Origin of the sequence: Nocardia sp. N2S4-5 (assembly GCF_044628355.1) — a bacterium.
In the GTDB taxonomy this organism is placed as follows: domain Bacteria; phylum Actinomycetota; class Actinomycetes; order Mycobacteriales; family Mycobacteriaceae; genus Nocardia; species Nocardia wallacei_B.
In genome coordinates, this window is record NZ_JBIUPM010000001.1 from 72,736 (window position 1) to 94,615 (window position 21,880).

General features: G+C 67.0%; 21 protein-coding genes and 1 pseudogene. 5 read left to right on the forward strand and 17 right to left on the reverse strand.

The window, feature by feature from the left end; translation table 11 throughout:
- Positions 1 to 16: 16 nt before the first annotated feature.
- Together ACFMRZ_RS00390 and ACFMRZ_RS00395 are read right to left on the reverse strand one after the other, a co-directional pair.
- Positions 17 to 217 carry a hypothetical protein gene (locus tag ACFMRZ_RS00390; RefSeq protein ID WP_400177389.1) on the reverse strand — a complete coding sequence of 67 codons (201 nt, stop codon included), beginning with the start codon at positions 215 to 217 and terminating at the stop codon, positions 17 to 19.
- Positions 214 to 450: a hypothetical protein gene (locus ACFMRZ_RS00395; RefSeq protein ID WP_400177390.1), complete on the reverse strand. Its 237-nt coding sequence runs from the start codon at positions 448 to 450 to the stop codon at positions 214 to 216. The genes ACFMRZ_RS00390 and ACFMRZ_RS00395 overlap by 4 nt, the downstream gene beginning before the upstream one ends.
- 313 nt (positions 451 to 763) lie before the next feature.
- Here ACFMRZ_RS00395 and ACFMRZ_RS00400 point away from each other — a divergent pair, with 313 nt between their 5' ends.
- Entirely contained in the window at positions 764 to 1,525 is a 762-nt protein-coding gene (locus ACFMRZ_RS00400) for an SDR family oxidoreductase (RefSeq protein ID WP_400177391.1), read from the forward strand.
- 216 nt (positions 1,526 to 1,741) lie between these two features.
- On the opposite strand, the gene ACFMRZ_RS00405 is transcribed toward ACFMRZ_RS00400, so the two are convergent.
- The 4 genes from ACFMRZ_RS00405 to ACFMRZ_RS00420 form a co-directional block, all read right to left on the reverse strand.
- Positions 1,742 to 2,740, reverse strand: a complete 999-nt coding sequence (locus tag ACFMRZ_RS00405) for a hypothetical protein (RefSeq protein ID WP_400177392.1) — start codon at positions 2,738 to 2,740, stop codon at positions 1,742 to 1,744.
- An 84-nt stretch (positions 2,741 to 2,824) separates the two neighbouring features.
- Positions 2,825 to 4,669 carry a 3-deoxy-7-phosphoheptulonate synthase gene (locus ACFMRZ_RS00410; RefSeq protein WP_400177393.1) on the reverse strand — a complete coding sequence of 615 codons (1,845 nt, stop codon included), beginning with the start codon at positions 4,667 to 4,669 and terminating at the stop codon, positions 2,825 to 2,827.
- Positions 4,670 to 5,423: 754 nt separating this feature from the next.
- Positions 5,424 to 6,020, reverse strand: a complete 597-nt coding sequence (locus ACFMRZ_RS00415) for an NADPH-dependent F420 reductase (RefSeq protein WP_400177394.1) — start codon at positions 6,018 to 6,020, stop codon at positions 5,424 to 5,426.
- Positions 6,021 to 6,056: 36 nt separating this feature from the next.
- A complete protein-coding gene (locus ACFMRZ_RS00420) occupies positions 6,057 to 6,896 on the reverse strand; it encodes an inositol monophosphatase family protein (RefSeq protein WP_400177395.1) in 840 nt (279 codons plus the stop codon).
- A gap of 97 nt (positions 6,897 to 6,993) precedes the next feature.
- On the opposite strand from ACFMRZ_RS00420, the gene ACFMRZ_RS00425 reads away from it, so the two are divergent.
- Positions 6,994 to 7,896 carry a LysR family transcriptional regulator gene (locus ACFMRZ_RS00425; protein WP_400177396.1) on the forward strand — a complete coding sequence of 301 codons (903 nt, stop codon included), beginning with the start codon at positions 6,994 to 6,996 and terminating at the stop codon, positions 7,894 to 7,896.
- Between the two features lie 229 nt (positions 7,897 to 8,125).
- Here ACFMRZ_RS00425 and ACFMRZ_RS00430 read toward each other — a convergent pair whose 3' ends face one another.
- The 11 genes and pseudogenes from ACFMRZ_RS00430 to ACFMRZ_RS00480 form a co-directional block, all read right to left on the reverse strand.
- Complete coding sequence (locus ACFMRZ_RS00430) at positions 8,126 to 10,066, reverse strand: potassium transporter Kup (RefSeq protein ID WP_400177397.1); 1,941 nt, start codon at positions 10,064 to 10,066, stop codon at positions 8,126 to 8,128.
- A 278-nt stretch (positions 10,067 to 10,344) separates the two neighbouring features.
- Entirely contained in the window at positions 10,345 to 11,025 is a 681-nt protein-coding gene (locus tag ACFMRZ_RS00435; RefSeq protein ID WP_400177398.1) for a hypothetical protein, read from the reverse strand.
- Positions 11,026 to 11,386: 361 nt separating this feature from the next.
- Positions 11,387 to 11,902: a DUF3558 domain-containing protein gene (locus ACFMRZ_RS00440; RefSeq protein WP_400177399.1), complete on the reverse strand. Its 516-nt coding sequence runs from the start codon at positions 11,900 to 11,902 to the stop codon at positions 11,387 to 11,389.
- Positions 11,903 to 11,918: 16 nt separating this feature from the next.
- Positions 11,919 to 12,155 carry a hypothetical protein gene (locus ACFMRZ_RS00445; RefSeq protein WP_400177400.1) on the reverse strand — a complete coding sequence of 79 codons (237 nt, stop codon included), beginning with the start codon at positions 12,153 to 12,155 and terminating at the stop codon, positions 11,919 to 11,921.
- Positions 12,156 to 12,246: 91 nt separating this feature from the next.
- On the reverse strand, positions 12,247 to 13,314 hold the full coding sequence (locus tag ACFMRZ_RS00450; RefSeq protein ID WP_400177401.1) for a magnesium and cobalt transport protein CorA: 1,068 nt from the start codon (positions 13,312 to 13,314) through the stop codon (positions 12,247 to 12,249).
- A gap of 278 nt (positions 13,315 to 13,592) precedes the next feature.
- Complete coding sequence (locus tag ACFMRZ_RS00455; protein ID WP_400177402.1) at positions 13,593 to 13,772, reverse strand: hypothetical protein; 180 nt, start codon at positions 13,770 to 13,772, stop codon at positions 13,593 to 13,595.
- 58 nt (positions 13,773 to 13,830) lie between these two features.
- Positions 13,831 to 14,592 (reverse strand): ABC transporter permease, encoded by a 762-nt coding sequence (locus tag ACFMRZ_RS00460; RefSeq protein ID WP_400177403.1) that lies wholly within the window; start codon positions 14,590 to 14,592, stop codon positions 13,831 to 13,833.
- Positions 14,592 to 15,398, reverse strand: a complete 807-nt coding sequence (locus ACFMRZ_RS00465) for an ABC transporter ATP-binding protein (protein WP_400177404.1) — start codon at positions 15,396 to 15,398, stop codon at positions 14,592 to 14,594. Before ACFMRZ_RS00465 ends, ACFMRZ_RS00460 begins: the two co-directional genes overlap by 1 nt.
- 4 nt (positions 15,399 to 15,402) lie before the next feature.
- Entirely contained in the window at positions 15,403 to 15,759 is a 357-nt protein-coding gene (locus ACFMRZ_RS00470) for a DUF1048 domain-containing protein (protein ID WP_280364931.1), read from the reverse strand.
- 2 nt (positions 15,760 to 15,761) lie between these two features.
- Positions 15,762 to 16,094 (reverse strand): PadR family transcriptional regulator, encoded by a 333-nt coding sequence (locus ACFMRZ_RS00475; protein ID WP_400182738.1) that lies wholly within the window; start codon positions 16,092 to 16,094, stop codon positions 15,762 to 15,764.
- Positions 16,095 to 16,226: 132 nt separating this feature from the next.
- Positions 16,227 to 16,733 (reverse strand): annotated as a pseudogene (locus ACFMRZ_RS00480) (GtrA family protein); the annotation flags it as partial.
- Positions 16,734 to 17,485: 752 nt separating this feature from the next.
- On the opposite strand from ACFMRZ_RS00480, the gene ACFMRZ_RS00485 reads away from it, so the two are divergent.
- From ACFMRZ_RS00485 to ACFMRZ_RS00495, 3 genes are all read left to right on the forward strand, one after another.
- A complete protein-coding gene (locus ACFMRZ_RS00485) occupies positions 17,486 to 18,094 on the forward strand; it encodes a hypothetical protein (RefSeq protein WP_400177405.1) in 609 nt (202 codons plus the stop codon).
- Between the two features lie 482 nt (positions 18,095 to 18,576).
- Entirely contained in the window at positions 18,577 to 20,367 is a 1,791-nt protein-coding gene (locus tag ACFMRZ_RS00490) for a hypothetical protein (protein ID WP_400177406.1), read from the forward strand.
- Between the two features lie 31 nt (positions 20,368 to 20,398).
- Positions 20,399 to 21,844, forward strand: coding sequence for a hypothetical protein (locus tag ACFMRZ_RS00495; protein ID WP_400177407.1), 1,446 nt, complete (start codon positions 20,399 to 20,401; stop codon positions 21,842 to 21,844).
- Positions 21,845 to 21,880: the final 36 nt, after the last annotated feature.

The following is a 21,880-nucleotide window of genomic DNA, read 5'->3' on the forward strand; positions in this document are numbered from 1 at the left end:
GAGGGTTTCGCATTTCTCACACCACATGCAGTTGGGGACCGTTGGGCGCTCGCAGGTGAATCGAGAGCAGGTTGCTGGCGTTCTGGAGCGCCCCGATATCCGGGTGTAGGTACCGCTGGGTGATCCGCGGATCGGTATGTCCGGCGATCTGCTGGAGCCGATGCAGCGGGACGTCGGCGTCCGCGAACCAGGGTGAGACCGGCATGCCTGATGTCATGCCGACGCAGTCTGGTCAACGTCCCACCAGTCCGGGAGCGCCAGGGGCCGCGGATCATCGAGTTCGTCCTCGTGCCGCTCGTATCGGCCTTGCCAGCCAACGGCCTCGACGCGGTTGCGGTCGATCACCTCATCGCGCACGGCTTGATCCACGACCCTCGACAGAGCCGCCAACGCGTTCTTGACCGCCGACTTGCTGACTCCCGGTCGCCGGTGTCCGACGCTGATGCCCATGAAAAACATTGCGCACTAATAGTTCTGAAGGATCATGCAGCACCACCGAACGCGATCGGCATATGCGCCGGGGACTACCGCGAGCGGCGGCTATCGCCTGTCGGTATCGACGAGGGGCGGGTAGTCGGTGTAGCCGCGGCGGACGGGAGCAGGCCCGGTTCGGAATGTCTGCATCTGCCGAAGTGCGGGTGTCGTGGAGGTGGTCGGGTGAGCGACCCCGGTGTGAGCCAAGCCACGCAACAGCGGTGTCACAGACCTCGGCCCGCCGGCATCTTGTGTGCGTTCAACATCCAACGCAAGTGAGGACGCCGCCATGACTACTCGAGAGCACGCAATCGCCTTGGTTACCGGGGCCAACAAGGGGATCGGCCGGGCAGCAGCCGGGCAGCTCGCCGCGCTGGGAATGACAGTAGTGGTCGGCGCCAGGGATCTCGAGCGCGGAGAGGAGGCCGCGGCAGCGATCCGCTCGGCGGGCGGCGCAGCGCACGCACTCACCCTGGACGTCACCGACGCGGCTACGGTCCAGGCAGCGGCGCAGTGGATCGAGAAGCACCTCGGGCGCCTGGACGTCCTGATCAACAACGCGGGTATCAGCGGTTCCGGTCTGGTCGACCCGAGCGACGCCGTCGACCAGATCCCCAGCACCGTCGAGCTGAACATGGTCCGAAAAGTCTTCGAAACCAACGTCTTCGGAGTGATCACAGTGACCAATGCCATGCTGGGACTGCTGCGCCGGTCACCGGCACCGCGCATCGTCAATGTCGCGAGCCACGCCGCTTCACTGACCCTGTTCAGCGACCCGGACGGTCCGTTCGCGGCGCTGTTGCCTTCGGCCGCGTACTCGCCGTCGAAGTCCGCTCTGCTTTCGCTCACCGTCAACTACGCCAACGAACTACGCAAGGACGGGATCCTGGTCAATGCCGTGGCTCCCGGTTATGTGGACACCGACAGCAACAACCACACGGGATTTCTCACCGTGGACGAAGGAGCCGCGATCCTGGTGCGGATGGCTACCCTCGGCGAGGACGGCCCGACAGGAGGATTCTTCAGCGAGGACGGCCCGCTGCCGTGGTAGCCGCCCCAAATTGAATGCGCCCGCAGTTCGGAGAGGGTGGCTGCCTGTTCGAGTCGGGCCGGTCCGAGGGGAGTCTGCGTGCGCGCGGACTCCTCTCGAATCGAGGACGTTGAGACTCTCGACGAGCCTCGTGTGATCGGGGTCGGATACCGGAGTACCAGTTCGGTGCGATAGCGGACGCTCGGCTGAACGCGTTTCCGCCGTGTGTGACCTGCCTCAGCTTGCCTGGCGATAGACGAATTCCTCCAGGGTCGTGAGGGTTTCGGATCGGTTGGCGCGATGGCGCAGGCAGTACCGGGTCGGATACCAGCCGGCTCGCTGCCACGCCCGCGGCTGTTCGATCGGTGTGCAGGTGTCCCCGATCGCCCCGGAGCGCAGCGCGTTGTAGTGATCGAGATTCACCATGGGCTCGTAGAAGGTGATCTCGCCGTTCCAGCTGCCGTAGATGAAGGTGTGGGTGAACGCGCCGCCGTTCAATTCCGGGGTGGTCTTGTCGATCAAGTGCTGGCCCATGGCCGGCTCGATCGCGTCGAGGTCGGTGTAGTTCGGCGGCCGGTATTTCGCGGCGGGCAGGTTCTTGCCGAGTGCGTAGTCGGCACAGGCCGTCAGCTGCGGGCAGGGGCCGGGGCGGATCGCCAGCCGGTCGGGGTTGTCGTTCAGATAGAAGTGGACGTCGAAATGAGCTGTGTCCCATACGCCCGGCGGGACATGGCCGTGCGGGTTCCAGTTCGCCAGCACATAGGTGAACGGTATGTCGTCTCGGCGGGTGAAGTTCTCGTGCAACGGCAGCGCGTTCTCGTGGCCCCCGGCGCACTCGTGGTGGGGATCGACAGCGCCGTCGGCGTCCTTGTCGTAACAGTACAATCCGCTTGACGGCGGGTCGTATGGCAGTGCGGCGTAGGCGCTGTCGGTGGCGGCCATCCCGATCACCAATGGTGTTCCGGCGCTGTCGGTCTGGGAGTAGGCGATGATCCGGCCACTGCCCAGATTCGCGCTCTGCCCATATTCCGCGCACGGACCGGAATAGGCCGGCGTCACCGCCAGCAGGGCCGTGGCTTCGACCTCGGAAACCCGGACCGTTTGTTCCCGAGCGGGTGCCGACACATCCACCTGGCAGATGGTGACCGCGTCGTCGGCCCGTACGACCGGGGTTGGTCCGAAGGCGAGTGCCAGTCCGGCGATCAGGGCGGCGGCGATGTGTGCCGACGTTCGCATGCGGGACGAATTCGTTTGCCGCGCAGAAAGGCTGGGCGAGTTGTGGTGTTCGATCGACATTCCGAAATTTCCTTCCGTGACCGCTTACTCCGGCCACGACCCGAGTTCGTCGACAGCGACGGTGACGCATTGCAGTGTCTGAGCGGCGTTGAGCCGCGGATCGCACCGCGTGTGGTAGTTCGTGGCGAGTTCGTCTTCGCGCAGCCGCTGCCAGCCGCCGGCGCACTCGGTCACCGGTTCCGGAGCCGTCTCCAGATGCAGGCCGCCGGGCGTGACACCGGTGGCTCGGCAGGCGCCGAAGAAGGCCCGGATCTCGGCGGTCACCTCGTCGACACGACGGGTCTTGATCCCTTGATCGGTCACGAATGTGTTGCCGTGCATGGGATCACAGACCCAGCACACCGGCGTTCCGGTCTCCGCCGCGGCCTCGAGCAGTGCGGGGAGCACCGTCGCGACACGATCGACGCCGAGGCGTGGAATGAGGGTCAGCCGGCCTGGAACTCTGCTGGGATTGAGGCGGCGGCACAGTGTCACGACGTCTGCCGGGCGGGTCGCCGGGCCGAGTTTGACCCCGATCGGGTTGTTGATCAGTTCGGCGAAGCGGATATGCGCGTGTGCCGGATCCCTGGTCCGCTCGCCGATCCACAGCAGATGGGCCGAGCAGTCCCACCACCGGCCGTCGGGCCCGCGACGGGTCAGGGCCTGCTCGTAGTCGAGCAGCAGCGCCTCGTGTGACACCCGCATGAGCGGGCCGTGCTGGTTCCCGCCACCGTCCGATGCGGTCGTGACCAGATCCAGGAGGTCGGCGACATCGCGCAGCAACCGCACCGGACCGCGGTGATCACAGAGGTCGGCGGCGTGCCGAAGCAACCGCGCCGCCGCGTCCGCCGACGGTATCGGCTGGGTGCGAAGGTGATTCAGCGTTGCCGCCGCGTGGAAATAAGCATCGACCATCCGGCTCGGGTCGGGTGTCCGGCTCGCCGCGTCGGGCTCATACCCATTGATCATGTCACCGAGATAGGAGTGCAGTCCGGTGCCCTGCTCCAGCGGTTGTGACCGCGGTTTCGCGTATTCGCCGGCGACGCGGCCGATCACGACCGGTGCGATGCCACATCCGTGCCTCAGCACCGCAGCGGCCGCGGCCGCGAGCGCCTGTCTGTCGGCCAACGCCTGCACGTGGGACATCTCGAAGGTCTCGGCGCAGTCTCCGAGCTGGAGGACGAACGCTCGCCCCGCTGTCGCGGCGGCCAACTCGGTCGTCAGCGCCTCACATTCGGCAGCACCGACGAGCGGTGGCAGCGACCGGAGCCGGTCCGTACTGCGCACTGCCGCTGCGGCATCCGGCCAGGACGGCTGGTGCAGCGCGGGCCGGTTACCACTGTCTGTCGGCGGAACTCCCGGATCGTTCGGCCGATCACGGTGTACCTCGTCGACCAGCACAGGTTCCGGTTCGCCGGTTCCGCTGCCGGATGCGTCCGGGCACGATTCCGGCGAGATGAGGTCCGGGTTGAAGCGTTCCTTGATGTAGCACACCGGCACGCCGCCGACATCGATCACATAGGCCTTGGCGACGCACGCCCGGCCATCGATCCAACGAGCCAGGCCCGCCCACAACACGCGGCGGGAATGGGCCACGCCACGAGACACCAGGTGGTAACCGATCGGGCCGGGGCCGTCTATGCCGAACCTTGTCGCCGAACTCTGTTCAGCCACCACATGATTCATCGACACCAGCACCAGGTTCGGATCGACCAGGCCGGAGTGGCGCACGACGACCTTGCAGTCCTCGTCGACACGCAGCGATCGCGCCACCGTCTCCGACACACGATCGGCCGATACCACGTCCTGGTGCACCACTCGGATATGTAGCGCTGTTCCGAGCGATGCCTCCAGCAGTGGCGTTGTCAGACCGTCGTTGGCCAGCAGCATCCTGGCCGTCGGATCGGTGAACGCCGTCGCAGGTGGCCGGCAAACCCGGTGACGTGCACCGACTGTCGCCGTTCCGAGGCTTTTCTCGTCCTGATTGAGCACGATAGATACGCCGCTTTCGCATTCGCCGTTCGCGACCGAGTCGCTTTCCCGAGCCTCCCACACGGCGGGAAACGACGAGTTCCCAGAAGTGGCGCTACGCAACACATTTAAACAGAACGAAACGTAGTTCATCATCCGGCCAAGTTCACATTACAACGGCGCCAACAAACGACGAGCTACCGGACTGTACAGCCGGGACACACGCCGATACGGGCTGCTCTGCCGAGTGCAGCGATAGTGACGCGCATCGCTTTCCCGATCACCGGCAAATGAAAGGTGGGAGCCGGATCCACCGTGACGGATTCAGTGTGACCGTCCGGTCGACCTACCCGCCCAGGCGAAACAGCTGCACCGGATCCGGTGCAGCGACCGACGCTTCGACGGCTACAACCTCTTCGGCCGCTACCTCGAAATCTCCGGTCGACCGCGGCCGACAAACACCCGAAATACGTGCCCCTCGCCCAGCCACTCACGCAGGGGGCGCCACCCGCGTAGCTATCGGCAGATCGGGGTACCGGTGACCCACCTCGCCGATCCCCTTGCGGCAGTAGCCGTCCAGGGTCGGAGCCGACGGCGAGATTTCGACACCACCTGACTGTCACCGCAACGAGTAGCGGAGCGCTGTAGCCGGCGAGCGCCCGAACCGGCTTGGTCAGTGAACGATCGAGATGGCGAAGGGTGCGAAGCCGCGTGATCGGATCACGTGCGGGACGAACAGGATCGCGGCTTCGGTGGCGCGCGCGGTCTCGATCCCGCCGAGGTCGGTGATCCACTCTTGGTGCCAGCCCAGGTCGGTCAGAAGCCCGGCCACGACCTGTTTGGCCTGCGCGTCGTCGCCGGAGAGAAATACCGTCGGGGCTCGAGTGAGGATGCTGGGCGCGGTCATCACCGTGTAGAGCATCGTGTTGAGCGTTTTGACCACGTGCGTGTCGGGCAGGGCATCCTGCAGCTGCTCGGCGAGGCTCGAGCCGGGGTAGAGCAGGCCGGCGGGCAGCCCGTCGGGGCCGTCGACGGTCGCGTTGGCGATATCGATCAGAATCTTGGCGCGCAATCGCTCGCCGAGTGTGGTCAGCCGCTCGAGCGAGCCGGCGCCCGGGGTGGCATTGACGACGATCTGCGCCGTCGCGGTCGCCGCGGCCGCGGCGCCGGGTGAGCTGTCTGCCACGCGCACCTCGTGTCCGGCGTGGGTCAGTGCGGTGGCCAGGGCGTTGCCGACACGGCCGCGTCCGAGAACAGCGATGGTGCTCATCGTGAAAGTCCTTCTGTGCTGTTGTGGTCGGTGGGGTCAGCGCGAGAGCGTGGCTGTCGCGGCGGCGTGGACGCCGGGGGCGGCGGCCAGGAAACTGTCGCTGTCGGGGGTCCAGGGGCTGCCGTCGGTGGTGGAGATCTGTCCGCCGGCCTCGGCGACCAGCAGCGCTCCGGGCAGCAGGTCCGCGCGAGCCCCGGCGAACTGCCAGAACGCCTCGATCCGCCCGGCGGCCACATTCGCCAGATGCAGAGTCGCGGGCACCGCCGTGCGCACCACGAGCGCGTCGAGAAACATCTCGGTGATCGAGGCACCGACGCGCCGCACCAGGCGCTCCGGCTCGTCCGGACGGGCCTGGCTCGTGGCCACGATGCTCAAGCCGAGGTCGGTGGCCCCCGACACCTGCAGGCGGCGACCATCGAGGTAGGCACCGCCACCGGCGAGCGCAGTGTAGGTCTGGCCGGTCAACGGCAGGTGGACCACGGTGAGCACCGGCGCGTTGTCGCGAACCAGGGTGGCGGTCACCGCCCACTCCGGCAGCGCACGCAGGTGATTGACGTTGCCCTCGGCCGGATCCACCACCCACCATTCACCCCGGGGCAGCGCGCCACCGTCGAGTTCCTGTTCCTGCTCCACCCAGCCGGCGTGTGGGCGCAACGTGTGCAGCCGCGGGCGCAGGATGTCCAGGACCACATCGTCATTGGCGCCAAGTGCCGCCATCAACTCTCCACGCGTCCGGGACAGGGTGACCTCGCCGAATCGTTCACGCAACGGCGCGCTCGCCGCGCGGACCGCGGCCTCGGTCTGTGCGAGCAGCGCGGCGGTGGAGGAGGCAGGGTCGGCGGCGGTGGCGAAGGTGTCGGTTATCGACTCGGGCATGGAGGTGGTCCTTGTCTGAGCAGCGGTGATGTTCTCGACCGTATAACCCACGATCGTTAACATCAAGTGCATGTAAGGCACGTTTAAGATGACTGTCATGCAATTGGATCTGAACCTGCTCACAGCGCTCGACGCACTCTTGGAGGAAGGCAGCGTGGCAGGTGCGGCGGAGCGCTTGCATGTCACCGCCCCGGCGATGAGCCGAAGTTTGGGCAGGATCCGGCGCACGACCGGGGATCAGATCCTGGTCCGCACCGGACGGACGATGACTCCCACGCCCTACGCGCTGTCAGTGCGCGAACAGGTCCACGATCTGCTGGGACAGGCTCGAGGCGTTCTGGCGCCCAATCGCGAACTCGACCTCGCCACACTCGAACGCACATTCACCTTGCGCTGGCACGACGCTTTGGTGGCCCTGAGCGGCCCCCGCCTGCTCGCGGTCGTGCGCGAGCAGGCACCCGGGGTCCGGCTGCGTTTCATCGCCGAATCCAGCATCGACACCCCCGAGCTACGGCGCGGGCAACTCGATCTCGCCGCAGACGCCGACTGCCCATCCGCCCCCGAGATCCGCGCGGATCGCATCGCCGAGACTCAGCATGTGATCGCCGTGCGCCACGGGCACCCGCTCACCGAGGTCGAGACCCTCACCCCCGAGCGGTATGCGGCGGCCGAGCACATCACGGTCTCGCGGCGCGGGCGCCTGAGCAACCTTCTCGACGACGCGCTCGCCCGCCTCGCGCTCGCCCGCCACGTGGTAGCGAGCGCGCCCACTGAACAAGCCGCCCTGGAATTCGTGCGAGACTCCGACCTCGTCGTGACCATCCCACAATCCACCGCGCGCACAGGCGCCGCGGACCTCGGCCTGGTCCTGTTGGCGTTGCCGTTGCAGTTGCCGCCGGCAGCGGTGTACATGTCATGGCATCAGCGCTACGACACCGACCCCGCACACATCTGGTTGCGCGAGCACGCACGAACCGCGTTGACCAGCGCGATGAGGTGATCCGCCGCGATACCGCGACACACTGTGCTCGAGCTGCCCTGCACCCGGGCGCTCCTGCGTCACCTGGCCGATCCAAGCCCTGGTCCATGAGCGGCTCGAAGCCGCGGAGCCAGCGCGTCGCGCTGCATTACGGCTTCCACAATCCAGATAATTCAGTCACGTGTATTCAGCAATGCATGAACTGTCCGTGCGGCGGGACCGCGTGGAGACGGTGTCCGGGTCGGCTTTTCTACACATCGACGCGGGCGCCCATGATCACGGTGCGTTCGCCGGGTAGTCCGAAGTATTCGGCGGCGTCGGCGGTGATGTAGGAGGTGGCGATGAACAGGCGTTTGCGCCAGGGCGCCATGGTCGGTGCGGGGCCCTTCTTCAGTTCGATCTTGGATAGGAAGTAGGAGGCGTTGTCGATGTCGATGGGGCCCTCGGTGTGTGCGGGGTCGAGCCGGCGCAGGGTGTCGGGGATGTTCGGGGTTTCCATGTAGCCGAAGTGTGCGGAGACGTGGATGATGCGGTCTTCGGCCCAGCCGAGTGCGTCGACTTCGGTGCGGTCGGTGTCGGGTACTCGCGGCACCGGGAGCGTCACGATCGACATGATCACCACGTGGTCATGCAGGACGTGGTTGTGTTCGACGTTGGCTCGCATCGCCAGGGGCGCGGTTTCCTTGCCGCGGTTGAGGAATACGGCGGTGCCGGGGATGCGCCGCAGTGGTGGCTGGTGGTCGTGTAGTTGGTCGATGAAGGTGCGCAGTGATCCTTCTTTTGCCTCACGGGCGTGGGTGACGATGTCGCGGCCGCGCTGCCAGGTGGTCATGGCGGTGAAGGCGGTGATCCCGATCAGCAGCGGCAGCCACGCGCCGTGGACGAGTTTGGTCATGTTCGCGGCCAGGAACAGCAGGTCGACGGTGAGCAGTGGGACGGCGCCGAGCAGGATCAGCCAGAGCGGGGTCCGCCATGTGGTGTGGGCGATGTAGAAGAACAGCAGCGTGGTGATGGTGATCGTGGCGACTACCGCCATGCCGAACGCGAATGCCAGGGCCGCTGAGCTGCGGAACGCGAAGACCAGGGTGATCACCGACACCATGAGTGTCCAGTTGATCCATGGCACGTAGATCTGCCCGATGGTCGATTCGGAGGTGTGTGTCACCCGCAGCCTCGGCAGGTACCCGAGCTGGGCTGCTTGGGCGGCCACCGAGTAGGCGCCGGTGATGACCGCCTGTGAGGCGATCACGGTGGCCGCGGTCGCGAGTATCACCAGCGGCAGCCGCGCCCAGCCCGGGGCGAGCAGGAAGAACGGGCTGGCCGCTGCGTCGTCGTCGCCGAGCAGCAGCGCGCCCTGGCCGAGGTAGCTCAGGGTGCAGGCCGGGAGCACCAGGCCGAGCCAGCCGCGGGTGATCGCGCGTCGACCGAAGTGGCCCATGTCGGCGTAGAGGGCTTCGGCGCCGGTGACCGAGAGCACGATCGCGGCCAGCGCGAAGAACGCGATACCGAAGTGCCCGGCCAGGAAGCTCAACGCGTAGGTGGGCGACAGGGCCTTCAAGATCTCGGGATGCCGTGTGATGCCGGCGATTCCGCAGGCGCCGATCGTGACGAACCAGGCGATCATCACCGGCCCGAACAATCGGCCGACCGCCGCAGTGCCGCGGCGCTGCACCGCGAACAACGCCACGATGATCACCACCGTGATCGGCACGATCAGTCGTTCCAGGCCCGGTTCGACGACCTTCATGCCTTCCACCGCGGACAGTACCGAGATCGCGGGAGTGATCATGCTGTCGCCGAAGAACAGTGCGGCGCCGAAGATGCCCAGCCCGGCCAGCACTACGGTGGTGCGGCGCCCCCGCGCTCCGCCGAGGCGGCGCAGCAGGGTGATCAGGGCCATGATCCCGCCCTCGCCGTCGTTGTCGGCCCGCATCACCAGCGTGACGTAGGTGAGGGTGACGATGATCATCACCGACCAGAAGATCAGCGATACCACGCCGTACAGGTTGTCGGTGCCGATGGGCACCGGGTGCGGATCGTCGGGGTTGAACACCGTCTGCAGGGTGTAGATCGGGCTGGTACCGATATCACCGAACACCACACCCAGCGCACCGACCACGACCGCGGTCCGGACCGCCCCCCGGCCGTCGGCGGTGTGATTCGGTGTCGCGGTATCGGATTGAGTGTCCATCGATCAGCTCCTCGATTGCCGGCCCGCAGCCTAACGCGCCGCAGCGCACCATCGGGTCGCGGTGGGCGCGCGTCGATGATGTCGGCGACCTGCCGGTTGCCTGCGTGCCCTCCGGCCGGGCAGGCCCCGTTCCCGGTCAGGCCGACCGGTGGCCGCTGGGTGGTTGAGCGCTTGAGTGCCTGCGACACAACGGCTTTCGAGCAGAAGCCGCCCCGCGGGCAGTGTCGTGAGAGCGGCGTCGCTCGGCCTGGTCGCTGCGCCGAGCGCGCCGCTGCTCTCTAGTCGTACGGCTGGTTCATGGTGTGCTGGAACTTGATCGCGGACGCGATACCCACCGGGACTCCGACCACTGCTGCGCCGAGGATCGCGCCCAGACCGCCGAGGACTCCCGCGCCGGCGAGACAGCCGGCGAGGAGGGTCAGCCCGCCGGCATCGAGGACGGGCGCGCCGAAGATCGCACCCGCCACGGCACCGACACCGCAACCGACGGCGGCGCCGATGAGACCACCGGTCATGGTTCCGACTCCGCTCGCCAGGCCGAACTCGTTGACAGCGGCCTGAATCGCCGCGTCGAATCGCTCGGTCCGGGGGTCACCATCGATGTGGTCGAGGCGCAGACTCGGGGTCGCTTCCCGCACCGCGTCCCGCACGTTCTCCGGAGCCGCCGCGGCTGCCAGGGCCTTCGGATCGACCGCGAATTTCGCGACGCCGGCCACCGCCCTGCCGGCGGCATCCCGCACCTGGAACTGTCCGCCCTGGGTGATGAGGCTGGCCGTGCCGGTCTCGATAACCACGGACTGGTCGCCTGTGTCGCTGGTGTAGAGCACGCCCGGCATGATCTCCGTCCTCAGCGTGCGGCTTTCCGGTGCCGCCGGGGCGGCTACGGCCGCGGTGGCTCCGAAACCCACGGCGCTTGCCATCGTCACTACCACGCTGAGCGCGCGGACCATCGTGTTCATAACTTCCTGTTCCTGATCGTGCGTCGAGAACGCAGCCTCGGGCCCGGCAGGCAACCGCTGCCATCCGTGGATGCGAATCACGCACAGAATGTGCGCCGACGGGACTCTTCGGCCGCCCTCCGATGGCCGCGAATCGCGTTCTCCGCCTGTGTGTTCTCGACGTTGAGCAGGCTCAACATAACGAAATGAACTGCCGCTTCCCGCCCAAGCGGTACCCGGCGGCGGGTTTTAACGGATTCCTCCAGTCACCGATGCCGGTATTGACGCCCTGTTTACAGCTGGCGGACAAGGCAACTCGCGTCGTGGCGTCCTGTTCGGCGAGCGAGTGGTGAGTCCCGACCCCAGACCGGCCACGCGCCGGTTACCCGTCGAGCTGGACGGTTTCGAAGATCAGCTGTCGGGCCGCTTCACACGGATCCGGCTGTGGAGCCGGGGCCCGCAGCCGCACCCACCAGGTCACCGTGCCCGAGTCGGCCGCCGACGCCCCGCACGACGCCGCGTCACGGGGATCGTGCCACTCGAACCCGCCGAAGCTCTCGCTCACGAAGGTCTCGGTGCGGTACCCCAACTGCACGGCGATCTGCCGGTCGAACATCAGCGAGTTCATCCGGAACCAGCTGTAGGAGACATCGACGCTGTCACCGGCCGCGGTCACTCCCACCCAGGAACACACTGTGGGCGCGGCCTGCGCGCGCACACCGTCCAGTCCTGCGGTCACGGCGATGTCCTTATCCGTCAGCGGACCGCACCCGGCCAATCCGCTCGCCTCCGCCGGGTCCGGCGCCGCCTCGGACCGGTCGCCGGACGAGCACGCTGCCAGCACACCGACCGCCAGTACCACAGCTGCGGGCAGCGCCCGAAACCGATTGTGCCGCATCACTGTTACCTCTTCGTCAATGTCGTCTCAGCGAGTGTGCGAGTGCGCACACATCTCTCGCCGGCGCCGCGGTCGTGTCGACTGTCCAGGTGATGAAGTCGCTGTCACCTGACGGGGCGGCGACCTCGCACGCCTGCGGCTGGCGCCACAGGTATCCGGTCCGCCCGCCGACGCTGATCTGCTCGCGCTGGGCGCGCATCTCCTGCGGGCCCAGCCGGTATCGGCCGATCACCGCCTTTCGGGAGCGGCACATCCTGCGTCGCTACGCTGAGTCGTCCCGACATCTGAACTCCGGTGGCGATCGGTAAGGGCGCAGGCGGGCAGTCCGGGGCCTACCGGCGCGCTCAGAGCCAGTGGTTGCGGCGGAACGCGACGACCAAGCCGGTGCAGATCGTCACCATGATCGCCAGTACCAGTGGATATCCCCAGACCTGCCGCAATTCGGGCATGTGGTCGAAGTTCATTCCGTAGATGCCCGCGATCATGGTGGGCACGGCGGCGATCGCGACCATCGCGGAGATCTTGCGCATGTCGGTGTTCTGCTGCACCGCGACCTTGCCCAGTGCGGCGCTGACCAGTGCGCTCAACGTCTCGTCGAAGTCGTGGATGCGTTCGGCCACGACCGTGTGGTGGTCGGCGACGTCACGGAAGTAGCGGCGAATCTCCTTGCTCAGTGGGGCATCCGGTTTGGCCAGGGTCTGCAGCGGGACGCCGAGCGGCACGACCGCGCGCCGCATCTCCACTACCTCGCGTTTGAGTTGGTAGATGGGTTCGATCGCCATCGGGCGACCGGGCGAGAAGACGGCCTCTTCCATCTGGTCGATGTCGTCTCCGACCGATTGCGCGACGTCGAGATAGGAGTCCACGACGAAGTCGGCTATCCCGTGCAATACCGCCGCCGGCCCCAGCGCCAGCCGCACGGGGTCGGCCTCGAGTTCCCGGCGCAGTCCCGCCAGACCGGAATGCTCACCGTGGCGGACCGCGACCAGGAAATCCGGCGCGGCGAACACGAGCATCTCTCCCGTCACCACGATCTCGCTGACAGTGTGCAATTCGTGTTCGACGTAAGCGACGGTCCGCATCACCAGGACCAGGGTGTCGTCGTACCTGTCGAGTTTGGGACGCTGCCGGCCCGTGACCGCGTCCTCCACCGCCAGCGGATGCAGCGCGAAAGTCGCTGCGATATCGGCCATCTGCTCGGGATCGGGATCATGCAACCCCACCCACACGAAACCCTCACCGCGGGCCCGCACCTCGGCCAGCGCGGACTCGTGGGTGTACCGGCCGGGCAACCGTCGACCCTGGACGTAGACCGCGCAATCGACAATCGCCCGCGCGGTAGGGACATTGAACCGAGGCGACACGGAATCCGTGCGATCGAGATCGCCCGAGGACGGCGGTGAAGAAGACATCGCCCGATGGTATGGCCACCGACCATCCGCCCGCCGGTCAACGAGCGCCCGCCCCTGCCGGCCGGACCACCAGCACACCACAGCAGCCGACCGGCCTGCCGCGCTGAACCATCACCGGGAGGCAGGCCCGGCCCTCGTTATCGAGTGTCCCTGCGGTCCGGCGGCGTTTCCTCGGTCGAGTAGTCCGCGCGTGAGTCGCCGCGAACCCCGCCACTGGGCGCCGGTCACGATCGCCGCCGCGAGCGAGGTGACGGTCGGTCGGGAGGCGCGTTCTCGGTTCATGCCGGCCGGTGGCCGCGGAGGTGAGCGGAGCGCTCGAGTGCCTGCGACACAACAGCTTTCGAGCAGAAGCCGATCGGCAGGGTCACGGTCGTGAGGACGGCGTTCAGGTGGCAGGTGAGGTGGCGTACGGAGCGATGCAGGAGGAACGCGGTGTCGCCGAAGTGTTGCTCGGCCATCGGTGTTCCTCGTTTCTCCGGCTCGACCACGGCGCAGTTACGGGACGGTGGGTGGTGGTCAGGCCATCTTGCGGCGATAGATGGACGTGGCGAACAGGTAGGCGACGACGAGGATTCCGGCACACCAGCCCAGGGCGATCCAGATGTCGTTGCCGACCGGCTGCTGCGCGAACAGGTCGCGGAGGGTGTTGACGATGGAGGTCACCGGCTGGTGTTCGGCGAATGCGCGCACGGGGCCGGGCATGGAATCGGTCGGCACGAACGCGGAGCTGATGAACGGCAGGAAGATGAGCGGGTAGGAGAATCCGCCCGCGCCGTCGACGGTCTTCGCGGTGAGGCCGGGGATGACGGCGAGCCAGGTCAGCGCCAGGGTGAACAGGAACAGGATGCCGGCGACCGCGAGCCACGCCGACACGCCGGCGCCGGAGCGGAAGCCCATGAGCAGGCCGACGCCCATGACGACCACGAGCGAGATCAGATTGGCGACCAGTGAGGTCAGCACGTGTGCCCACAAGATGGACGACCGTGTGATCGGCATGGACTGGAATCGCTCGACAATGCCGTTCTTCATATCCAGGAACAGCCGATATGCGGTGTAGGAGATGCCCGAGGCGATCGTGATGAGCAGAATGCCGGGCAGCAGGTAGGTCACATACGAATCCGACCCGGTGTCGATCGCGCCGCCGAATACATAGACGAACAGCAGCATCATGGCGACCGGCGTGATCGCGGTCGTGATGATGGTGTCCGGGCTACGCAGGATGTGGCGCAGGGATCGGCCCAGCAGGTAGCCGGTGTCGCCGAGGAAATGCGTGGTCATCATTGGTCCTTACCGGTCTGTGCCGACGCTGCGATGTCACCGTTGTCGTCCTCGCCGACCAGGGCGAGAAAGACGTCTTCGAGAGTGGGTTGTTTCTCGACGTATTCGACTTCGGCGGGCGGAAGAAGTTGCTTGAGTTCGGCGAGGGTGCCGTTCACGAGAATCCGCCCCTTGTGCAGGATCGCGATCCGGTCGGCGAGTTGTTCGGCCTCGTCGAGATACTGCGTCGTGAGCAGTACCGTGGTGCCGCGTGCGGCGAGTGCCTTGACGGTCTGCCACACCTCGATGCGCGCCTGGGGGTCGAGCCCGGTGGTGGGCTCGTCGAGGAAGATGACCGGCGGATTCCCGATCAGGCTCATGGCGATGTCGAGGCGGCGGCGCATGCCACCGGAATAGGTCGAGACTCGCCGGGCGGCCGCGTCGGTCAGCGAGAATCGCTCGAGTAGGTCGTCGGCGACCTTGCCGGGGTTCTTCTGGCGCCGTAGGTGGGCGATGAGCACGAGATTTTCGCGCCCGCTGAGGATTTCGTCGACGGCGGCGAATTGTCCTGTGAGGCTGAAGGACTCGCGTGCGTCGGCCGCCTGTGTGGCGACGTCGAAGCCATTGACGGCAGCCGTGCCCGCATCCGCCTTCAGCAGCGTTGACAATATTCGCACGACCGTGGTTTTGCCCGCTCCGTTCGAGCCGAGCAAGGCAAAAATGCTACCCCGCGCGACGTCGAAGTCCACGCCCCGCAGGACATGCAGTTCTTTGTAGGACTTCTCCAGACCCTGCACATGAATTGCCGGAGCTTGCTGTGTCGTCATCGAGCTACCGTCCCTGTCCGGTGTCTTCGCCGGCGGCGCGCTCGATGGCGTCGATCAGCCGTGTCCGTTCGCGGTTCTTCCACGAGTCCTCTTGGTAGTTGCGGGCGAACGCTTCGATGAACTCCACCGGGTCGTCGCCGACGACATCGCGAACAGGGGTGCGATCCGCTGCGCTCTGCTCGAACAAATCGATGAGATCCACGAAAATCGCTGTGCCGCCGCCGGGGCCGAGGACCATCAGGTACCGCTCGAACCCGTCCACCGCCGTGCGATAGGCCGCCGGCAGCTGTTTCTTGCGTGCCTGGTACTGCCGCCACCGCTTCTTGTCGCCGAGGTCGCCGATCACTTTTTCGATGAACACGATTATCTGCCTCCTGTTTCGTGGAGTTGTTCGAGCCGTTCGGACAGGAAGCGCCACGTCTTCCAGAACTCGTCGAGGTATTGCCGCCCCTGTGCGTTGAGGGAATACACCTTGCGCGGCGGGCCCTTTTCCGACGGGACCTTCTCCACGTCGACCAGTTCCCTTTTCTCGATCCTGACCAGCAGGGCGTAGATGGTGCCCTCGGCAATGTCGGAGAAGCCCTGCTCTCGCAGCCACGCCGTGATCTCGTAGCCGTACGCCGACCGCCCCGCCAAGACCGCCAGGACGATGCCCTCGAGCGTGCCCTTGAGCATCTCTGTCATCTGCTTGCCCACGAACCACCTCCTTGCTACTCGGCGACGCTGACTACCGGTAGATAGTAACACTGAATAGTGGAGGTGCAAGCTCTCCCGCGGCGGGGCACTGGGGCAGATCCGAGACGTCTCGGTCTTTCGGAAGACGAAGCCGCGGAGCACCAGGAAGCGCAGACCGCCGACCATCGCCATGACACCGACGACCGCTCCCGCCTGTGCGATCTCGCCGAGGCCGGGCGCCCAGAATTCGAGGCCGGCCAGCGCCGCCGTGCTGATCAGCAGGCCGATCAGCGCCAACCCGCCGCCTTCCCACTGTGCGGTGAACCAGCCGACCCGCCCGGCTGCGCGGAAGGTGAGCTGCCGGTGCAATTCGTTCGCGATCACCGTGCTCACGATCGAGCCGGCGATATTGGCGACCAGCGGACCGCTCCCGGACATGGCGATGAACAGCAGGACATAGGCAATGTTGCCGAAACCGCCGACCAGGGCGAAGCGGATCAATTGGGCGACAACGTGTTCACTGCCCAGATACCGCCGCACGCGGTCGAGCCATTCCGCGCCCGGCATCGGGTAGTAGTCGGCCCCGAACGTCGCGGCGATGCCATCGAGGACCGCCATGTCCCCATACGTCTCCCGCGGCCCGGAAGCCGCAATTGCCATGCTGTCCACACGGATACCGTCGCCAGCCCCGCTGACACCGGCCTGACACGGGTCTGACGTACCACCGGCACGGTGTTCAGCCTGGTGCGGTACCGGGCGGAGAGGTAGCTCCCGGCTGGCATTTTCGGCGCCGTGACCCTAGTGCTTCCTGGCTTTCTCCGTGTCCGGCTTGACCTTGCCCCGAGGGCAAGGTTCGACGATGGTTCGCGTGAACAACAAGCCACTGCACACCGTCGAAGGTCGGATCCGCGAGCAGGTCTCGCCTACCTCCTTCGACACGGCCAGCCCGAACGTCCCGCCGATGGGCTTGGGCTGGGTGCTGTATCCGTTCGGCGATACCACCCTCCTCGCCATGTCGGGACGCCGCCCTCTGGATCGCCGAAAAGCGCGACCTCATCACCGATCCCGAGTTCCGTGCCATCTACCGGGAACAAGACACCGCCTACGAGTGGTCACCGAACGACCCGCGCCTCCCCGCCCTCGCGGACCGCATCCGACACTGGTTCGCCAACCACCACAACCGATCCGAGACCGACCCCGTGCATAACCCGTCCGCCGCCCAGTTCGTCGCACAATCCCAGCCCGGAGCCACATCCCCGGCCTGGGAGCGCCTAACCCAACTCGTCCGGGACCACACGTCATGAGCTCGGGCCGAGTCGTTACCGTCCGGAACTCGTGCAGGCCGGAGGTGTCGGCGTCTACTGTGTTCACGACGGCCGCGTGGGAGCGGTGCGGCGGACGGGGGAGGATCCATGGCGGATTGGCAGAAGATCAGCGGCATCGCTACGGTCGTCGCGATTCCGATCTCCATCCTGATCGCGGTCGCACAATGCGGGGCCGGTTCGAACGACCCGACGCCGCCGACGACCTCGAGCACCACGGCAGGGGCCGGAGGCTCCGGGCACGCGGTGCCTCCGAGCGCATCCGCGGGACCATCCGAACAGCCGTGGCCCGGCGAGCCGACCGGTGCTTCCTTCCAGACGGGCACCATCTCGATCACCGCGTACACCAATCTCGGTGGTGACTCCTTCAATCTCGACAAGAACAAGACGGAGAACGGTATCGCCGAAGGTTCGGACCTGGTGGCACAGGAGGCCGGCCTCGGCGCCAACAACGGCACCCAAGTCGCACGCTGGTCCGGTCCCGAGTCGCCGACATTGCACGACTGCCGCCAACTCCCCGACGTGGAATACGCGAAGACCGAACTCATCGACGCAGGCAGCTTCGAGACCGCGACACGCTACTGCGTGAGGTCGAGCGAGGGCCGCTTCGGCCGCATCCACACCATCTCCGCGCGAGGCGGTAACTTCCCCCAGTTCAACTTCAGCTACGTGCTGTGGAAGAAGCCCGGCGACAAGTAGTCGGCAACCCGACTCGGCATGCGTCGTTGTCGCGCGCTTGTCCCACAACGCACTGTGTATCGGACGGGCCGAATCGGGATACACCGGTGTGGACCGAAGTCGTTGGGGGATCGCGCTCGTCACCGGCGCCTCTCGTGACATCGGCCGCGCCATCGCGGAGCGACCCTTTCGAAATTTGCTCGGACGCTCGATAATTGAAGACCTCGCGGATGTTCCGGCGTGCAGTCCGAGATGCTGATTCGCTGCTGTGCGCGCTCGGGCCGAAATGCGTAGGCGAATTACCGATGCCTTCATAGTTACTTAGGTAGTCAGGCTTGGTGGGTGGGCTTGTGCATCGGCGTTGTGCCGTGTGGCTGCGAGAGGGCGCGAGCGTTGGCGGGCGACGGATTTGTCGGATTGCGGCGGTGGCGCTGTCGCGGGAATGGAGAGTACGAGTGCTGCGGCGCAACATGTTTCGGTGATCGAGCGGGGGAGTGGGGTCGATGAGCGGGTCGATGTGGATCGATCCGCAGCAGCTGCGTGCCCGGGGCGTGGCGTTCGCCGGGATCGGCGACGAGGTGCAGCGGATGTCGGAGCGGCTTGATCAGGCGCTGTCGCGGGAGGGGCAGTGGTGGGGTGACGACGAGGCGGGGGCGGAAGTCGGGAAATCCTATGCGGGAGACGCGAAACAGGCGATCCTCGCACTGCGAGAACTGGCGCGGGCACTGCGGGGTTTCGGCGGTCAGGTGGTGGCCACGGCGGAGACGGCCGTGGCGGCGGACCGGGCCGGTCGGAGAGGCGTCGAAGATGCGGGGGAACCCGGTCCGGCTCGCGTCGAGCGGGCGCTGCCCGAGCTAGCGGCCGCATCGGATTCCGGGGCGGTCGGAGCGCGGCCCCCCGCGTCGAATGCGGGTGCGTCGCCGAGTGGGCAGGCTGCGCAGGTGATTCCGGCATCAGAGGAGGAACCACCGGTCGGTATGGACAGTGGCGGGCCGGGGTCCTCGGCAAGTACGGGAGGGGCCGGCGCGGGTGGCGACACGCCGCGGTCGGGTTCCGATGAGGTGGGTGGCGGCGCGAAGAGAGACGTACACCGCGATGCTCCCGACGAGTTCGACGGACGCGCGGGCGAGGCGAGCGGCGGCGCTTCCGACGAGGCGGACGGCGACGTGGGTGGGGCGAATGGCGATGTTGCCGACGAGTCGAAAGGCGGCACGGGCGGCGCGGCGAACAGGGAAGGCATCGCTGGAGCCCGCGGTCAGTCGAACGCAGCGCCCGGTGAGCGGGAACATGTTGTCCGCCAGTCGAATCCGCCGTCTGTCCAGGACAGCAACAAACTGCCCGCGAGCGCATCACCCGCCCAGGGCGCCCCGCGCACACCGAGCGTCAGCGCCCGCGCCGATCGAACACCGCCCGGCACGCCGTGGGCGACTGCCAAAAGCCCGCCCGATGGGCCGTCACCCGCCGCGCCTCCCGCACGAAACACCGGCAGCGAGTCTCCGCCCGCCCGGAAACCGGCGTCGAGCCGCCCGCTGGCAGAAACCGTTGCGCAGCAAAATATTCCGAAGTCCGAAACCTCTCGTAAACCGGCAGGTGCGGAGGCGGGTACCGCGCTCCTCCGGGCTGCCCTGGCGCTGGGAGATTGCCACGGCATGACCGTTTCGGGCTTCCACGACCCGGACTTGGACGCGGACGCGGTCGGTGAATTTCTCGCCGCCGTCGGCGACGTGCTGGCCCGGTATCCGCTGCTCCCCATCCGCCGCCTGACCCTCGCCGCGGTCGATGAAACGGCCGTCGTTCGCGTTGCCCCCGAACCGGATTCAGCGGCCGACGCACCCGGCCGCTCCTGGTACATCGCGTTCGACAAGCAGCTGGCGACCGACCCGAGGCGGCTCTCGACAGTCCTGCGGGACCGGCGTCGCCCGGGTGCCGCTGTGGCGCAGGCGGATGAGCGCCCGGTCTACGCGGCGACGGTTCGAGAATTCGGGTATGCCCTGGATGTTGCGAGCGACGGACAGGCGCGTAAGTCGGCGCAGCGGAGCTTGATCGCCGAGTATCTGCACGGCGGCGACCACACGGCCGCGCTCGGCTACGTCGTGGCCGGCTACAAGCGATGGCGCGATCAGCTGAGCGGAGCGAGCTTCGACCAGGGCCGCTTCGAACCGGGCGCGGCGCTCGCCGACGCCTTCACCGATGTGATCCTCAACGGGCACCGCGCCGCCGAACCGTCCAAGACGCTGTGCGGTCTGCTCACCGAGACCGCGGCCCGCGCAACGGAATCCGGTGATCGATTGTGACAGTGCGTAACTCGACAAATGAGGTGGCCTCATGAAACCCTCCGACGCCGAAGACGCGAAGACCGACAGCGCGTCCACGACGCCTGTGGACGACGAGATGCTGCGCTCGGCGCAACGAATCGCGGCGGAGATCGCGACGGCGGGCCCGTCCGGATGGGACACTCTGGCAGCAGGTTTCGCGCTCGCGGCCGCGGCGGAAGCCGTCGACATCGTGTTCACCGTGGACGGCCGCACCGTGCGGGTGGATCCGCCGGACACGGTGCTCGCCTCGGTACGGCGGCTGCGGGAGATGTCGGCGCGGCTCGAGCACGGGCCCTGGTGGCGGCTGTTGATGTGGTCGTCTGAGTCCGGCGAACCCGAATTCGCGTACGACTACGGTGATGAGCCGTTTCCGGACGGCCAGTTGTTCGCGCCGGAGGTCTACCGCGCCGATCTGGAAGCCTATCCACGCGAACGGCTTCCGGTGTGGCTGGCGGCCTATCTGGGGCACGGCGACCGGCAGACGCGCAGCCCGCGCTCGGCGGTGACCGCCATGCGTGCCGACCGAGCCGCCGGGGTGCGGCCGGTGGAATTGGCGAAGCAGTTGCCTGATCTGCCGGTGATGTGGGCGAGATGGGCGGTGCTGTCGGCGGCGTTCGTCGCGTTGGGCTCCTCGTTGGGGCCGCGAATGCTGCCGTCGTTGGGGTGGTTCGAGAGTTCCCGGCGGGCCGGGTCGACGCTGTATGTGCTCCCGGGTGGACGTGCGGTGCTGTCGGGCGGGATATGGAATCCGCCCGAGCTGGACGCGGTGTACAACGAGGACGCACCGATGCCGAATTACTATGCGGGAGCGCCGGAGTGGGTAGCGGATCCGGTGTTGAACCCACGGGCCGCGGCCGGTCTGCTGTCGTTCTGTTACTGGTGGGACGAGGGGACGTGGCGCCGTGGCGATTCGCCGTCGGCCGACCGGTGTGGTTCGGCGGTCCCCGGGGTGTGGACGGCCGAAACCGTGGTCGAGGTCGTGCTGGGGCTGTTGCCGGACCGGGTGGATGCCGCGCGGCGTGCCGCCGCCGACGCGCTGGTGTCGGCCGCGCAGGCCGGGCTCGTCACCCGCGCAGCGGTTTCGGAGGTCTTCGGCGAGGCGGAAGATGTCGATATCGAAGGCGCGCTCTACCAGTTCTCGATTGCCGGCGTGATGGCACGCGAAGTGCCCCACACGATGTCGGCGGAGGGGGCGATCGATCGGGTCCGGACGCACGTTCTCGATCGAGGTCTGGACACCACCGGTTATCCCCTCACGGAACTGACCGCCGACCGCGTCGACGTCGGCTGGATGGTGTACGTGCCGGTGCCCCGCGGGGAGATCGCGATCGGCCGGGCCATCTTCTATGTCGCCGACGACGGTGTCGTGGAACATTCGACGTCCTCGGTCTCGCCATCGGTGTACGTGGCCGGTTTCGAGCAGCGGTACCGACGTCGTCAGGGGGCATTGGCCTGATCGGAAGCAAGGCGATGACTGCCGATCGGGAGGTGT